The organism is Devosia sp. WQ 349K1 (assembly GCF_016595685.1).
GTDB lineage: Bacteria > Pseudomonadota > Alphaproteobacteria > Rhizobiales > Devosiaceae > Devosia.
Genome location: NZ_JAENGO010000004.1, coordinates 279,827 through 294,775, shown reverse-complemented (window position 1 = coordinate 294,775; position 14,949 = coordinate 279,827). Strand labels below are relative to the sequence as shown.

General features: G+C 57.5%; 13 protein-coding genes. 7 read left to right on the top strand and 6 right to left on the bottom strand.

Translation table 11 applies throughout. From position 1 onward, the window contains the following. Window positions 1-94: 94 nt before the first annotated feature. Together JHL21_RS10305 and JHL21_RS10300 are read left to right on the top strand one after the other, a co-directional pair. Window positions 95-772 carry a GntR family transcriptional regulator gene (locus JHL21_RS10305; protein ID WP_169195283.1) on the top strand — a complete coding sequence of 226 codons (678 nt, stop codon included), beginning with the start codon at window positions 95-97 and terminating at the stop codon, window positions 770-772. 89 nt (window positions 773-861) lie between these two features. Continuing rightward, on the top strand, window positions 862-1,836 hold the full coding sequence (locus tag JHL21_RS10300) for an aldo/keto reductase (RefSeq protein WP_200213292.1): 975 nt from the start codon (window positions 862-864) through the stop codon (window positions 1,834-1,836). 11 nt (window positions 1,837-1,847) lie between these two features. On the opposite strand, the gene JHL21_RS10295 is transcribed toward JHL21_RS10300, so the two are convergent. The 3 genes from JHL21_RS10295 to JHL21_RS10285 are packed head-to-tail and all read right to left on the bottom strand — an operon-like array spanning window position 1,848 to window position 2,886. Next, window positions 1,848-2,360, bottom strand: coding sequence for a hypothetical protein (locus JHL21_RS10295; protein ID WP_200213290.1), 513 nt, complete (start codon window positions 2,358-2,360; stop codon window positions 1,848-1,850). 12 nt (window positions 2,361-2,372) lie between these two features. After that, window positions 2,373-2,648 carry a BrnA antitoxin family protein gene (locus tag JHL21_RS17995; RefSeq protein WP_200213289.1) on the bottom strand — a complete coding sequence of 92 codons (276 nt, stop codon included), beginning with the start codon at window positions 2,646-2,648 and terminating at the stop codon, window positions 2,373-2,375. Further along, window positions 2,614-2,886: a BrnT family toxin gene (locus tag JHL21_RS10285; RefSeq protein WP_182394389.1), complete on the bottom strand. Its 273-nt coding sequence runs from the start codon at window positions 2,884-2,886 to the stop codon at window positions 2,614-2,616. The genes JHL21_RS17995 and JHL21_RS10285 overlap by 35 nt, the downstream gene beginning before the upstream one ends. Window positions 2,887-3,061: 175 nt before the next feature. Here JHL21_RS10285 and JHL21_RS10280 point away from each other — a divergent pair, with 175 nt between their 5' ends. Continuing rightward, complete coding sequence (locus JHL21_RS10280; RefSeq protein WP_200213287.1) at window positions 3,062-5,968, top strand: insulinase family protein; 2,907 nt, start codon at window positions 3,062-3,064, stop codon at window positions 5,966-5,968. An 81-nt stretch (window positions 5,969-6,049) separates the two neighbouring features. Here JHL21_RS10280 and JHL21_RS10275 read toward each other — a convergent pair whose 3' ends face one another. Beyond that, on the bottom strand, window positions 6,050-7,063 hold the full coding sequence (locus JHL21_RS10275; protein ID WP_200213286.1) for an alpha/beta hydrolase family protein: 1,014 nt from the start codon (window positions 7,061-7,063) through the stop codon (window positions 6,050-6,052). 91 nt (window positions 7,064-7,154) lie between these two features. On the opposite strand from JHL21_RS10275, the gene JHL21_RS10270 reads away from it, so the two are divergent. From JHL21_RS10270 to JHL21_RS10260, 3 genes are read left to right on the top strand one after another with little or no spacing between them, the layout of a single operon-like run. Further along, the gene (locus JHL21_RS10270; RefSeq protein WP_200213284.1) at window positions 7,155-8,156 is read left to right on the top strand and encodes a ligase-associated DNA damage response exonuclease; all 1,002 of its coding nucleotides are present in this window, start codon (window positions 7,155-7,157) and stop codon (window positions 8,154-8,156) included. Next, entirely contained in the window at window positions 8,153-9,715 is a 1,563-nt protein-coding gene (locus tag JHL21_RS10265; RefSeq protein WP_200213282.1) for a cisplatin damage response ATP-dependent DNA ligase, read from the top strand. Before JHL21_RS10270 ends, JHL21_RS10265 begins: the two co-directional genes overlap by 4 nt. A 31-nt stretch (window positions 9,716-9,746) precedes the next feature. Continuing rightward, a complete protein-coding gene (locus JHL21_RS10260) occupies window positions 9,747-10,010 on the top strand; it encodes a UvrB/UvrC motif-containing protein (protein ID WP_169195291.1) in 264 nt (87 codons plus the stop codon). Here JHL21_RS10260 and JHL21_RS17890 read toward each other — a convergent pair. Both JHL21_RS17890 and JHL21_RS10250 read right to left on the bottom strand, forming a co-directional pair. Next, the gene (locus JHL21_RS17890; RefSeq protein ID WP_169195292.1) at window positions 10,007-10,396 is read right to left on the bottom strand and encodes a MerR family DNA-binding protein; all 390 of its coding nucleotides are present in this window, start codon (window positions 10,394-10,396) and stop codon (window positions 10,007-10,009) included. The two genes, JHL21_RS10260 and JHL21_RS17890, sit on opposite strands and share 4 nt — an antisense overlap. Beyond that, on the bottom strand, window positions 10,393-12,102 hold the full coding sequence (locus JHL21_RS10250) for a long-chain fatty acid--CoA ligase (RefSeq protein WP_200213281.1): 1,710 nt from the start codon (window positions 12,100-12,102) through the stop codon (window positions 10,393-10,395). The genes JHL21_RS17890 and JHL21_RS10250 overlap by 4 nt, the downstream gene beginning before the upstream one ends. Before the next feature lie 375 nt (window positions 12,103-12,477). Between JHL21_RS10250 and JHL21_RS10245 the strand changes: the two genes are divergently transcribed. Beyond that, on the top strand, window positions 12,478-14,943 hold the full coding sequence (locus JHL21_RS10245) for an acyl-CoA dehydrogenase (RefSeq protein WP_200213280.1): 2,466 nt from the start codon (window positions 12,478-12,480) through the stop codon (window positions 14,941-14,943). Window positions 14,944-14,949: the final 6 nt, after the last annotated feature.

Here is a 14,949-nt window from a genome sequence, read left to right as displayed (position 1 = left end):
ACAGCGCTCAAAACTCAGCACTCCGACCTGCGCGGGGTGCTTTTCATTTCCGGGGGGATTTGGGATACCAGTTGGCAAAAGGATGGCCAGAGATATGGGTGTAGAAATAGACAGCGTCAGTGAACAGACCATGGCCATGCGCCTTGTGCAGGCCCTGCGCGATGAAATCGTGACGCTCGTTCTCAAGCCCGGCGATGCCATTTCGGAAAGCGATATTGCCACCAAGTATGGCGTATCCCGCCAGCCCGTGCGCGAGGCCTTTATCCGACTGTCCCAACAGGGCCTGCTGCTGATCCGCCCTAAGCGGGCGACCGTGGTGAAGAAGATCTCGCCAGATGGCGTGCGTCAGAGCCGCTTCATCCGCGAAAGCATCGAGGTCGAAACCATTCGCCGTGTCGTGGCGGAAGGCAATGGCGAGGCCAAGTCCATTCTTGATGCGATCATCGTTGATCAGGAAGCCGCGGCGGCTAAGGACGACACGCTGCAGTTCCACCTTCTCGATGAGCTGTTTCATCGTACTTTGGCGCGCATGGCGGGCGTGGAATACGCTTGGCAGATGGTTGACGACCACAAGATGCAGCTCGACCGCGTGCGCTATTTGACGCTCGATCTGAGCTCGAAGGACCGCGCGATTGCCGAACATAAGGCCATTGTTGACGCGGTAGCGCGTGGCGATGCGGCGGCATCCGAAGAAGCGATGCGCGCGCATTTGGGTCGTGCAGAAGCTCTGCTCGACCAGACGATTTCTGAATATCCAGAATTTTTCGAATAAGCGTTAGCTCTTCCGGGAACTGAGCGCGTGTCTTTGTCTTGTCCCTTCTGTGGGTGGGCGATAGCCTGACCCAAAATAAGGGGCAGGACATGAAGACACGGCGTTTGGGGCGGACGGGCTACGAGGTGAGTGAAATTGGTCTCGGCTGCTGGCAGCTGGGGGGCGATTTCGGTCCCGTTGGTGACGACACCGCCAAAGCCATCCTTGATGCTGCGGTCAATGCGGGTATCAATTTTTGGGACACTGCGGACGTTTATGGTGGCGGGCTGAGCGAAAGCCGGATTGGTGCTTTCCCGAAGGCCGGTGCCGTTAAAGTCGTTACCAAGGTTGGACGGTCCAGCACACTCTTTCCCAATCGCTACACCAAAGAGGGTGTGCGCCAAAGTCTTCTTGGATCAGCGCAGCGCCTCGGCGTTTCGACGCTTGATCTGGCGCAGCTTCATTGTGTGCCGACCAGTGTTCTGCGCGACGGGGCGATCTTCCGCTGGATGGATGAGCTTCGCGATGAGGGGCTCGTGCGCCACTGGGGCGCCAGTGTTGAAACGATTGAGGAAGCTCTTCTGTGCCTAGAGCAGTCAGGCTGCGCTACACTCCAAATCATCTTCAACCTGTTGCGTCAGGACGCGGCGACGCAATTGTTGCCGAAGGCGGCTGAAAAGGATGTTGGCATTATCGTCCGACTGCCGCTGGCGAGCGGCCTCCTCACCGGAAAGTTTGATAAAACCTCGGTCTTTGAGGCGAGTGACCATCGCAATTACAATCGGGATGGTGAGGCTTTTTCGGTGGGCGAAACTTTCTCCGGCATTCCCTTTGATCGCGGCGTCGAGCTTGTTGCGGAATTGAAGGGGCTTGCGCCCGAAGGCATGCCGATGAGCCAATTTGCGCTGCGATGGATTTTGGATCATCCGCAGGTGTCCACGGTGATTGCGGGTGTGTCCAAGCCAGAGCAGATCGCAGACAATGTTGCCGCCAGCGAGCAGCGTAGCCTATTCCCCGCACTCTCCAAGCAATTGGGGGAATGGTATGAGAAGACAGTGAAGCCGGAGATCAGGGGCGGGGTCTAACCCCGCCACGGTTATTCAGGCGTACAATCGGTGGGGAGCACGGCGTCGAGCGCCTTGCTCTCGACCGCCTCCAGCTTACCCTCTTCGATATGCATTGGAGCGTAAGGAGGAGCGTCCTGATTGGTTGGCAGGGCGAGCTTGAGTGTGAAACAGCCTGCGAACTGCGCACTCGTGCCATCGTGATTTTGGGCGTCAATGGCGACGGGCAGATAGTAATAGCTCGAGCCCGCCGCCCCCTCTTCGGTCGGTTCGCCCGTCAGGAGGGTAACGGCTTTTGTCTCTTCGTAACCGGCCTTGAAGGCTTCGTAATCTGCTGACGCGGCAGTGTCGTTCGACTGAGCGTGAGAGTTGGCGCCATAGTAGGACCAGGCGCGCAGATATTCTTCGCGATTGATGGCGTTATAAAGCGATTGCACGACAGCTTGGGGGGACGAACGATCGTCTTGATAGGCTGGGTCCGGCATGTCTTGAGCAAAGGCAGGCAGAGCCATCAGCGCGGAAAACACCGCAAAACAAAAACGCATAGTCCGACTTTCTCAGCGTGATTTTTGGGCTTTTACATAAGCGGCGAGCACATTCTGCATCCGCGTTATGTGACCTTTGCCTTGCTGTTTGAAGAACTCAAACACTTCCGGGTCAAGCTTGAGGTGAACTGATTTTGAGGTCAGTGGTTCGCGCAATACAGCGTTTTTCCAGAACTCATCGCCAAGTTCGGGGCCTTCTGGGGCGTCAGGATTGTGATAGTAATCGCCGCGTTCGTTGAACTCTTTGATCTGTTCAATCGTATATCGTCTGATATCGGGCTTGGTCACGTCTGCCCCCTTTCCATGCGGAGATGATCCGTATCACCTCGCCGCGCAGCGTATAGACAACGACGAAGTACTCACTGCCGAGGCGGCCGACGGCCCGCCATCTCTGTTCTTGGTAATCTGCCCGCTCATCGCGTTCTGCGATATGAAGCAGCAGGAAAACCATTGAAACGCGGCGGAAATCGACGCCATGCTTTGCCAAATTGGCCAGTCGTTTCCTTTCGTCCCACTCGAACTCCATATTTCAGCTCCAGACCGGTAGGAGCATGAGAACAGGCGGATGGTTCTGGCGTCTATTGTTAGATATCCGATGTACACCAAAAGTGTACACTTTTCAAGTGAGTGCTTTGTGCCTCTAGCGGATCAGTGTTGCGACACCTAGGTTAAGTGTCAGAAATTTGCTGAAGGCGTGATTTATGTCCCATCCTGCGTTCGAACTGGTTCGTGATGAAGCTATTGCCGAGATCAATTCTCAGGCGCGGCTCTATCGGCATAAAAAAACCGGCGCAGAGGTGCTTAGCCTCATAAATGACGACGAAAACAAGGTCTTCGGCATTACCTTCAAAACCCCGCCAGAAGACGCGACTGGCATTGCTCATATTCTTGAGCATTCGGTGCTGTGTGGGAGCCGAAAGTACCCGGTGAAGAAGCCGTTTGTGGAGCTGCTCAAGGGCTCCATGCATACCTTCCTCAACGCCATGACCTATCCGGACAAGACCGCTTATCCGGTCGCGAGCCAGAACCTCAAAGATTTTTACAACCTCGTGGATGTGTATCTCGACGCGGTGTTGTTCCCGATCATTTCGGAAGACACTTTCGAGCAGGAAGGCTGGCACTATGAGCTGGATAGTGCTGACGCACCGCTGGTTTATAAGGGTGTGGTCTTCAATGAGATGAAGGGCGTTTATTCGTCGCCGGACTCGGTGATGCATACCCAGAGCCAAAACGCGCTCTATCCGGACACCACTTATGGCAAAAGCTCGGGGGGCGACCCTAAGGTCATTCCTGATTTGACCTATGCGCAGTTTAAGCGCTTCCACGAAACCTATTACCACCCGTCCAATGCACGTGTGGTGTTCTCTGGTGATGATGCGCCGGAAAAGCGCCTCGACATTCTGGATGCCTATTTTGACCAGTTTGACCGTATCGCTGTTGATGCGGAGGTGAAGCTGCAGCCGCGGTGGAATGCGCCGCGCGCGGTTTCGGGCACTTATGCGGGGACGATCGACAGCGAAAAGCGTCGTGACGGGATGGTGTCCGTCAACTGGATGCTCGATGAGCCCGATGGGCGTGAGGAAACGCTGAGCCACGGCATGTTAAGCTATTTGCTCGCGGGCAATTCGGCTGCGCCGCTGCGCAAAAAGCTCAATGAATCTGGCCTTGGCGAAGGTGTTTTGGGCGGTGGTATTTCGACCTATTTGCGCCAGCCAATGGCAGGCGTGGGCCTCAAGGGAATTGACCCAGCCAATGCCGAAAAGGTCGAAGCGCTTATTCTTGATACCTTGCGGGACCTCGCCGAAACAGGGTTTTCGGACGATCAGATTGATGCTGCGATCAATATGTTCGAGTTCAACCTGCGCGAAAACAATACGGGTTCTACCCCCCGTGGCATGAGTTACATGTTCACCGCTATGGGCCCCTGGCTGCATGGTGGCGATCCGCTGGCCCAGCTTTCCTTTGAGGAGGCGCTAGCGTCGGTTAAGGCCAAGGCGAAGGGCGAGCATTTCAAGCATGAAATTCGGCGTCTTTTCCTTGATAACCCGCATCGGGTGACCTCGACGCTTGAGGCTGATCCAGAGCAGGGCGCACGCGAAGCGCAGGCAGAAGTCGACAAGCTTGCCGCTGTTCGCGCCGGTTTGGACGATGAGGCGATCCAGAGTGTTGTCGCGCGCACAGAACGGCTGAAGGCGCTGCAAGAGGCGGTCGACAAGCCCGAAGACTTGGCAAAGATCCCGACGCTGAGCCGCGATGATCTGGAACGCGATATCCGCACCATCCCGACGGATGAAAGCGCGATTGATGCGGCGCGGTTCTTTTATCATGACCTTGCGACCATCGGGATTTTGTATCTCGATGTCGGGTTTGATGTGACTGTGCTCGACAGTGAGCAGCTGCCCTATATGCCGCTCTTTGGCCGCGCATTGCTGCAGACCGGGACGAGCAAGGAAGATTTTGTCTCGCTGACGCAGCGCATCGGCAGAACAACAGGGGGCGTTGCCCAGAATCGCGCATTGGCGACGCGCTCTGAAGATGGGCAGACGGCAGCCTGGTTCTTCCTTTCTGGGAAGGCCGTGGCTGATAAGTTTGGCGATATGCTCGACATTATGAGCGATGTCCTGCTCGACGCACGCCTGTCAAACAAAGAACGTTTCCGCCAGATGGCGCTGGAAGAAAAGGCGGGCTTTGAGGCGCGTCTGGTGCCCGGTGGCAATGGCATTGTCGATACCCGTATCAAGGCGGCGCTGACCGAGGCGAGCTGGGTGGCCGAGCAGATGAGCGGGGTCAGCTATCACGAGTTTCTCAAGGTGCTGATTGAGCGCATCGATAGCGATTGGGCGAGTGTGGAAGCGGAGCTGGTGAGCATTCGCGAAAAGCTCTTCAATCGTGGGGCGATGGTGATCAACCTGACCGCGGACGCGGACCTGTTGGATCGCGCCAAAAGCGAGCTGAGCCAATTTGTAAGCCAACTGCCGGGCGGCAAATTTGAGCGCGCGACCTGGCGGCAGACAAGTTTTGCGGCGCATGAAGGGCTCATCATTCCGGCACAGGTGAATTATGTCGGTAAGGGCGCAAATTTGAAGGCGCTGGGCATCGAGTTGACGGCTTCAGCGTCGGTCGTTCTGCGTCATCTCAACACCACTTACCTTTGGGATAAGGTGCGTGTGCAGGGCGGGGCCTATGGTGGGTCGAGCCGGTTTGACCTGTCGTCCGGCAATTTCTCGTTCCTCTCCTATCGCGATCCAAACTTGCTCAAAACGCTTGAGGCTTATGACGGCGCGGCGAAGGCGTTGCGCGCGGGCATTGGCGAGCAGGATTTGACACGCTCGATCATCGGGGTGATCGGCGATCTGGATCGTCCGGAGTTTGCGGATGCGAAGGGCTATTCGGCGATGTGGCGGATTCTGAACGGCACGACGGACGCGGTGCGTCAGCAGCGCCGAGACGAAGTTCTGGCAACGTCAGCGGCAGATTTTGAGGCCATGGCAGCGGCTGTTGAAGCCGTGGCCGAAAAGGGCCGTATTGTAGTGCTCGGCGGCGAGGCTGCGATCACGGCGGCCAATGCAGAGCGCGATGGTCTGCTGACGGTCCAGAAGGTGGTTTGAGGCTCGTTACCCCGCCCTTAATCCCTCCCCGCAATGGGGAGGGAGACGGCTTCGCGTTCGGAAAGGTGGGCAGGGCCTAGACTATTTGTTTAAGGCGTCGACGAGGTAGGGCAGGCTAATGTCCATGCGGTAGTCGACGCCTGAGTGGTTGTCGGGGAATTCCTCGTAGCGGTGCTCAATGCCACGCTCGCTCAGGAGCTTCTGGATGCGGCGGGAGCCATAGAGGATGTTGTACTGATCCTCGGTGCCGCAATCGAAGTAGAAGGCTTTGAGCTTCGATATTTCCTGCGCGTGCGTTTTGACCATTTCGGCCGGGTCCCACTTGAGCCAATTGGCCCAGCGTTCTTCGATGATATCGCAGGTGTCATAAGTGACGGGCAGACGCAGACCGAGGAAGGTCTCCTCGCTTGGATCGGGGTCAAAGCTTGCAGCTTGCGCAAGGATCATGAGCGTCAGCGTGTCCTTGCCGTCGATTTTCACCTTGCTTTCAAAAGCGGTGAGCCACTGCTCAATGGAATTTTCGGTCTTGGCGAGCGCGCGCAGCGTGTTGGGGAATTCGCCGAGATAGAGGAGGTCAAAGCCGGCGTCGCCAGAATGGCTTGCGGCAGCGGACCACACATCGGGATGGCGCATGGCGTGAATATGGGCGCCGAAGCCGCCTGAGGATTTTCCGAAAACGCCACGACGTCCGGTGCCGCCGCAGCCGAATTTTTGCTCAACCGCTGGGAGCATCTCAGCGATGAGGAAATCCTCGTAATTGCCGACGACGGGCGAATTTACATATTGGTTGCCGCCGAGGCGTGAGTAACAATCGGGGAAGGCAACAACGACCGGGGCGAGCGTGCCTTCGCCGATCAGGCGGTCAAGGCGCTCTGGGACGTTTTCGGAGAAGGCTTTCCAGGCTGTGTGGGCAGGACCTCCGGCCGTGTAGCCAACAAGGTCGACCAGAAGCGGTAGATCTTTGCCGTCATGGCCGTGCGGGACGTAGACGTCGACAATGCGCGCGGTGTCATCACCCAAACGGTTGCCAATGAGCGCCTTGCTCTCAACGATCAGCCGATGGACTGTGCCTTGTGGGTGCTTGCTGCGACGCATGTCGGGCTCCTTGTGTTGCGGTATGGTTTTAGGCCAACGCGAAGACAAGGCAAGAGGTTGAACCTGTCACGCGGGCGAGCGTTAGGGGACTATGGGTCATATCTTAAACCGAGATCTTTACGTCCCTTCCATCGACGCTTGGATTGATCCGAGCGTGCCACGTCCGCGTGCGGTGATTACCCATGGCCATGCCGACCATGCGCGATCGGGGCATGGGGCGGTGTTGGCGACGCCAAAAACCATCGAGATTATGAAGGTGCGGTATGGCGTGGATTGCGCGGACACGTTCCAGGGGCTCGATTTTGGCGAAAAACTTACGATCAACGACGCGGTGGTGAGCCTATATCCGGCGGGGCACATTTTGGGCTCCGCGCAGGTTCTTATTGAAGCCCAAGGCCAAAGGGCGGTGGTCACTGGGGACTATAAACGTTTGCCGGATCGGACAGCGGAAGCGTTTGAGCCGGTGGCCTGTGATCTGATGGTCACCGAGGCGACGTTTGGCTTGCCTGTGTTTCAGCATCCCAAGCCGCAGAGCGAGATCGCGCGGCTCTTAAAGTCGGTGCAGGATCAGCCAGAGCGCTGCCATTTGGTGGGGTCATATGCATTGGGCAAAGCACAGCGGGTGATCGCGCTGCTGCGCGATGCGGGCTGGGACAAGCCAATCTATTTGCATGGCGCAATGATTAGGCTTTGCGAGCTTTATGAGCAGTTGGGCGTACCGCTTGGAAACCTCATTCCGGCGACGGGGACGACCAAAGCGGAAATGGCCGGGCAGATCGTTATCGCGCCCCCCTCGGCCATTCGGGATAAGTGGAGTCGCCGCTTCCCCGACCCGGTGGTGTGTCAGGCTTCCGGCTGGATGAGCGTCAAACAGCGGGCGCGACAGGCCCTGGTTGAACTACCGCTGATTATCTCTGACCATTGCGATTGGGGCGAGCTGAACCAATCCATCCACGATAGTGGTGCTTCAACCATTTGGGTGACGCATGGGCGCGAGGATGCGCTGGTTTATTGGTGCAAGAAGCAGGGGCTTGAGGCTGAGCCGCTGGCGCTGCCCGGCCTTGATGATGACGGCGGGGAGGGCGGGGAATGAAGCGTTTCGCGGACCTGCTCGATCTCTTGGCACTGACACCCTCGCGCACGCGAAAGATTGCGGCACTGGCACAGTATTTTGCTGAGGTGCCCGACCCGGACCGGGGGCTGGCGTTGGCAGTTCTGACCGGCGAATTGGACATCCGCAATGTGAAGCCGCAATTGCTGCGGCAGACGGTGCTTGCGGAGGTTGATGAAACCCTCTTTGCGCTCTCCTATGATTATGTTGGCGATCTGGGAGAGACCATTGCGCTGATCTGGCCACACCACGGCACCGGTGTGCTGCCGAGCGTGAGTGCGGTGGTCGATATTCTTAATCAGACCAGCAAAGCCGAATTGCCCAAGGTGATTGGGGAGCTGCTAACCAATGCTGCGATCCATGAACGCTGGGCTTTGGTGAAGCTGGCGACGGGGGCGCTGCGGATTGGCGTTTCGGCGCGGCTGGCCAAGACAGCGCTGGCGGAGATGAGCGGAGTGCCGCTGCAAGAGATTGAGGAGGTCTGGCATGGGCTCGAGCCACCCTATGCCAACCTCTTTGCGTGGCTAGAGGGCAAGGCCGAGAGGCCCGACATTGATCACACAGCGCGGTTTCATCCGTTGATGCTGTCGACGCCGATAGAGCTCAGCGATTTTGAAAAACTCGACCCCAAGGACCACTCGGTTGAGTGGAAATGGGACGGTATCAGAGTTCAGTTGGTGCTGAGTGGCGACAGCAGTTCGCTGTTTTCCCGCACAGGGGACGATATCGCGGGAAGCTTTCCAGATGTGGTCGAGGCTGCTCGGGGGCGGGCGGTGCTCGATGGGGAGTTGCTGGTCGGCAAGGATTTCGAGCCGGGAAGTTTTAACGATCTGCAGCAGCGGCTGAACCGGAAGGTGGCGACCGGCAAGCAGATGGCGGAGCTGCCGGGTTTTGTGCGGGTCTACGACATGCTGTTTGATGGCGATGAAGACATTCGGGCTCTCCCATGGCGGGAGCGACGAGGAAGACTTGAGGCTTGGTTCGCGCGCAATCCGCAGACGCGGCTTGATCTATCGCCGGTTCTGGACTTTGCCGATTGGGAGGAATTGGCCAAGCTCCGCCGCATGGGCGCAGATGAGCATGGGCACGAAGGAGTGATGATCAAACTCAAAAGCTCGCCCTATGTGCCGGGGCGGCCAAAGGGGTATTGGTTCAAGTGGAAGCGCGACCCTAATGTGGTCGATGCTGTGCTGATGTATGCCCAGCGCGGGCATGGCAAGCGGAGCTCCTATTACTCCGACTACACATTTGGCGTGTGGAAGGGCAATGAGATTGTGCCAATCGGAAAAGCCTACTTTGGTTTCACCGATGAAGAGTTGAAACAGCTCGATAAGTGGATCCGCGCCAATACGACGGCGGCGTTTGGGCCTGTGCGTGAGGTCAAAAAAGAGCTTGTGTTTGAGGTGGCGTTTGACAGTGCGCAACGCTCGACACGACACAAATCTGGCGTGGCCCTACGCTTTCCGCGCATCAGCCGCATTCGATGGGACAAGCCTGCGCAAGAGGCGAATAAGCTTGAAGATATGGACGCATTCTTGTGAGCGGGACGAAGACCGAACCGAGGGAGTAAAAATGTCATCGCGAACAAATTTGCAGCGCTTACAAGCGCTCGAAAAGGAAATGGACGCAGCGGCGGCCGATTTCGATTTTGAGAAAGCCGCAGCCCTGCGCGATGAAATTGCGCGCCTCAAGGGGGAAGCTGATGGCATTGTTGGGCGCGCACCACCGGGCCAGATCGGGCTGGGCACGGATCAGCCTGTTCGAGAGCCGCCCAAGAATTGGGTGAAACCCAAGAAGCCGGATTTTCTAATCGGGGCGAATAAAAAGAAGCGTTAGGTTTTGACCAGCCGATCTTGCGCCAGGTTTTTGATCTCACGCAGCTCGCGGATCGTCGTCTCGAGGTCATCGCGCTGACGCTCCAACAGGGCAATGCGCTCATCGACTTTCTCGGCGAGCAGGTTCACCTGTTGACTGCGGTTGGCGTCATAAAGGCTGAGGTAATCGGAAATATCGCGCAGCGAAAAGCCGAGGCGTTTGCCGCGCAAAATCAGGATCAATCTGGCGCGGTCGCGACGCCGAAAGACGCGGGTTGCACCAACGCGCTCCGGATTGAGTAGGCCCTTGGTTTCATAAAAGCGGATTGCACGCGTTGAAATGCCGAACTCTTTGGCAAGGTCGGCAATGGCGAAGAGATCTTTTGTCTCGCTGGCCTCTTCGGTCACTTTTGCGCTTTCCGCTGTGTGTATTCTTCACGGAGCTCTTTCTTGGAGAGCTTTCCGATCAAGGTCTTAGGCAAACTGTCTTTAAAGATAAACTCTTTTGGCATCTCGAGTTTGTTGATTTTCTCGGCCAAGAAGGTCTTTAGCGCGGGGCCGTCCGTGGACATGCCTTCGCGCAATTTGATGAAGGCGACCGGGGCTTCGCCGCGGTATTCGTCAGGAACACCAATGACGTTAACCTCTTCGACGGCTTCGTGCGTCGCGAGCGCTTCTTCGATGGTGCGTGGGTAGACGTTAAAGCCTGAGCAAATGATGAGATCTTTGATGCGGTCAACAAGGAAGACATAGCCGTCTTCGTCCATGTGACCGACGTCGCCGGTGCGCAGCCAGCCATCCATGAACACATCGGCATTGGCTTCATCATTGTTGAAATAACCGGCCATGACCTGCGGGCCCTTGAGCTGCAACTCGCCATCTTCGCCGAGACCGACAACTTGTTTGGTGTCGATATTGACGAAGCGAACGTCAGTGGCCGGGAGCGGCAGGCCAATGGACATGGGCTTGTTGACGCCCGAGAAGGGGCCGCAGCAGACGACCGGCGAGGCTTCAGTGAGGCCATAGCCTTCAACGAGGCGGCCGCTGGATTTTTGCGCAAACAGACCGCGCAACTCATTTGGCAATGGTGCGCCGCCGGAGACAATGAGCTCGAGGCTGGCGAGGTTTTCGCGAGTGAAGCTAGAATTGTTGACCAAGGCTGCGATGAGGGTCGGCACGGCGGGCATCAAATCGGGCTTGGCGCGTTTGAGCAGTGCCAAGAAGCCCTTGGGCTCAAAACGCGGCATCATAAACACCGACATGCCGCAAATGAGCGGCATGTTGAGACAGGTCGTCATGGCAAAGATATGGAAGAAGGGCAGTACCGCCACGGCCTTGTTGCCAGTCTTGAACACTGGAGAAAACCACAGGCGCGCCTGGTCGGCGTTGGCGGAAATATTGGCGTGCGTGAGGAGGGCGCCCTTGGGAATGCCAGTGGTGCCGCCGGTGTATTGCTGCACCGCGATATCACTGCCATTGATCTGTACCGGTGTCGGCGTGTGGCGTTTCGCCAGAAGCGCCTCGAAAGAGAACAGCGCCGCGCCCTCGTTGCTGCGCGGAATTTTGGTCAGCTCTTTGGCCTTCACAACACTGAACAAGATTTTCTTGACCAGCGGCAGCGCATTGGGGAAGTGCGCGACAATCAGCTTTTTGATGTGACCCGCTTCGACAAGGGCTTGGCCCTTTTCGCAGATATTGGCGAGGTTGAGCGTCACCATGATGTCGGCACCCGCATTGCGGGTGATGTGCGTCAGCTCAGGGATGGTGTAGAGTGGGTTGCAATTCACCACCGTACCACCAGCCAATAGCGTGCCGTAATAGGCGATGGGGTAGAACGGGGTGTTGGGCAGCATGAGCGCCACACGCGTGCCCTTCGTTACCCCAAATTCTTTTTGCAGCGCACCGGCAAAGGCGCGGATTTGCTCGGCAAGTGAGGCAAAACTAGTTTTTCCGCCGAGGAAGTCGAGAGCCAGACGATTGGGTTCGCGCGCGCAAGTGGCGAGGATTTGCTCATGGACTGGAGTCGTGTCGATCGCTGCGTCCCAGGCAATCGTTTCAGGATAGCTGTGGAGCCATGGGCGCGACTGCTTAGAGGTATCCAAAGAAGTGTCCAAGAGAAATTCCTCCAATAGTACTGCGCTGCGCGGAGCAGCTGGTCCCCCTCGCGTGTTGAATGAACTTTGTGTTCGGCTCTTTGGTCGATTTTTCCAACACGTATTGGAAACTATTCCACGGGTTTACGTTAGCGTCAATTGAGCGCTTGTGGCTGCTCAGAGCACCAAATCAAGGTTTGCGTTACCACTGGCGATGAACCTATTGGTGTGTAAGTTGACGTATACGTAAACTTGAGTAAATTAAGTGGGCGTCGCGCTTGAGTTCTGAATAGGCCTTGGGTGCGCGCTGAGGAGTAGCCGCGGCGAGTATTCGCGGGCGAGGAGACAGTGGCGATCCAAGCCTTCGGGCGTGGCGCGCTTGTGGAGGATAGGGGCATGACCCTGTTGCTGATCGTGATCAGTTTGATCGTTTTTGCCGCTTTGGCCGTGCGTGAAAGTGCGCTTTGGCAATGGGGAGCGGCAGTGGTGGTCATCGGCCTTGCCTCCGGTTTCCATTTTACAGCGGACGGGGCCAATTATGCTCTGGGCTTCGGGAGCTGGCTGCTGCTTGTTTTCGGCGCGCTGCTGTTGCTGCTGGCGATAAAGCCACTGCGTCTCGCGGTGCTGACGACGCCCGTTTATGGCGCTGTGAAGTCCATTCTTCCCAAGGTGAGCCGCACTGAGCAGGAAGCGCTGGACGCGGGTACTGTCGGTTGGGATGCCGAGCTCTTTTCCGGGCGTCCGAACTGGGACAAGCTGACCCAGATCCGCCCGCTGACCTTATCGGCTGAAGAGCAAGCCTTTTTGGATGGCCCGACCGAACAGGCGTGCCAGATGCTCGACGATTGGGATATTCGCCATAACCGCGCGGACCTGTCGCCTGAGTTGTGGCAGTTCCTGCGCGACAAGGGATTTCTGGGCATGTTGATTGCCAAGGAACACGGGGGCCTTGGGTTTTCGGCGCAGGCCCAATCGATGATTGTGTCCAAGATTGCCAGCCGCTCGGTGGCGGCGGGGATCACCGTGATGGTGCCAAACTCGCTCGGACCGGGTGAGTTGCTGGAGAAATACGGCACGCCGGCACAAAAGGAAAAATATCTCCATCGTCTGGCGACCGGTCAGGATGTGCCGTGCTTTGCACTGACGGGTATTCACTCCGGGTCTGACGCCGGCGGCATGCGCGATATTGGTGTTGTGACCAAGGGCATGTGGAATGGCGAGGAAGTGCTTGGGGTCAAGCTGTCGTTCGACAAGCGCTATATTACGCTTGCCCCAGTGGCGACGCTGGTTGGTTTGGCGTTTCTTCTCAAAGATCCGGACAATCTGCTCGGCCGTGGTGTTGACGTTGGCATCACGTTGGCTCTGGTTCCGCGCGACCATCCGGGCCTTGATATTGGTCGTCGTCACTTCCCATCGCGCCAGGCCTTTATGAATGGTCCGGTGCGGGGCAAGGACATGTTCGTGCCGCTCGATTATCTGATCGGTGGTGTGGATTATGCCGGTCAGGGCTGGCGCATGCTGATGGAGTGTCTCTCCACAGGCCGCGCGATTTCACTGCCTGCGATCGGCACGACGTCGATCAAACAAACCCTGCGCACCACTTCCGCCTATGCGCGTATTCGTCGCCAGTTCGGCATCCCCGTTGGGATCATGGAAGGCGTGGCGGAGCCTCTCGGGGAGATGGTCAAGCGCGCCTATATGTATGAAGCAGCGCGGCGGCTGACGGCGTCAATGGTTGACGAGGGGCAGCGTCCGGCGGTTATCGCGGGGCTGCTTAAATATACGACAACGGAAGCCATGCGCGACAGCATGGACGAGGCCTTCGATATTCAAGGCGGGCGCGCCATTCAGGATGGTCCGAAGAACTATCTGTTTGGCGGGTATATGGCGATCCCGGTGGCGATCACCGTGGAAGGGGCCAATATTCTCACCCGTACGCTGATGACCTTTGCGCAGGGGGTGCTGCGGGCGCACCCTTATTTGCTCAAAGAAATTCAGGCGGTTCAGAACAAGGACCGCAAGGCGGGCCTTAACGCGTTCGATCTCGCTTTTGGTGGGCACACCAAATTTATGCTGCGCAATATTGTGGCGAGTTTCCTGCACGGGATGAGCAATGGCGCTTTCGCTTCGTCTCCCAATGAAGGGCCGATGGCGGGGCATTATCGCAAGCTGCACCGCTACTCGCAGGCCTTTGCGCTGGTGGCGGATTGGACCACAGTGGTGCTCGGAGGTTCGCTCAAGCAGAAGCAGAAGATCTCGGGCCGCATGGCTGACCTGTTGGGCGAGCTTTATCTGATGTCGGCAACGCTCAAGCGTTTTGACGAGGAAGCGCGCATTGAGGAAGATAAGGCACTGGTCGACAGCATCATTGCCGACCGCATTGCCAATATCGAAAAAACCTTCGGCGAGGTGTTCGACAATTTCCCGAACCCCGTCTTTGCCTGGGCGATGCGCATCCTCTGCTTCCCCTTTGGCCGCTACGCAAAGCGCGCGTCCGACAGGGCCAACTATCGCCTGGCTAAGGCTGTGTTGGTGCCGGGTGGGTTCCGCGATCGCCTGACGACGGGTGTCTATATCTCCAATGATCCTGACGATGTGACCGGGGTGTTGGAGGATGCGTTCAAGAAGGTCGTCGACGCCGAAGAGATCGAAACGCGCTTCATCAAGGCATCGCGTAAGGGTGTTATCGAGCGTCGTCTTGATCGTGACGCGATTGCTGACGCGGTAGCCGCTGGCGTGCTCAACGACAATGAGGCGGGCATCATGCGGGCGGCTGATGAGGCCACCGAGCGCGCCGTGCAGGTTGATGATTTTGCGATGACCGTGTTGGATAAGACCGCGCCACGGTCGGCGGCGGAATAGGGATCG

Bases quoted from the DNA above. Each gene is read 5' to 3' on its own strand.
- JHL21_RS10305 (WP_169195283.1), top strand. From the start codon at position 95: ATGGGTGTAGAAATAGACAGCGTCAGTGAACAGACCATGGCCATGCGC.
- JHL21_RS10300 (WP_200213292.1), top strand. From the start codon at position 862: ATGAAGACACGGCGTTTGGGGCGGACGGGCTACGAGGTGAGTGAAATT.
- JHL21_RS10295 (WP_200213290.1), bottom strand. From the start codon at position 2,360: ATGCGTTTTTGTTTTGCGGTGTTTTCCGCGCTGATGGCTCTGCCTGCC.
- JHL21_RS10285 (WP_182394389.1), bottom strand. From the start codon at position 2,886: ATGGAGTTCGAGTGGGACGAAAGGAAACGACTGGCCAATTTGGCAAAG.
- JHL21_RS10280 (WP_200213287.1), top strand. From the start codon at position 3,062: ATGTCCCATCCTGCGTTCGAACTGGTTCGTGATGAAGCTATTGCCGAG.
- JHL21_RS10275 (WP_200213286.1), bottom strand. From the start codon at position 7,063: ATGCGTCGCAGCAAGCACCCACAAGGCACAGTCCATCGGCTGATCGTT.
- JHL21_RS10270 (WP_200213284.1), top strand. From the start codon at position 7,155: ATGGGTCATATCTTAAACCGAGATCTTTACGTCCCTTCCATCGACGCT.
- JHL21_RS10265 (WP_200213282.1), top strand. From the start codon at position 8,153: ATGAAGCGTTTCGCGGACCTGCTCGATCTCTTGGCACTGACACCCTCG.
- JHL21_RS10260 (WP_169195291.1), top strand. From the start codon at position 9,747: ATGTCATCGCGAACAAATTTGCAGCGCTTACAAGCGCTCGAAAAGGAA.
- JHL21_RS10245 (WP_200213280.1), top strand. From the start codon at position 12,478: ATGACCCTGTTGCTGATCGTGATCAGTTTGATCGTTTTTGCCGCTTTG.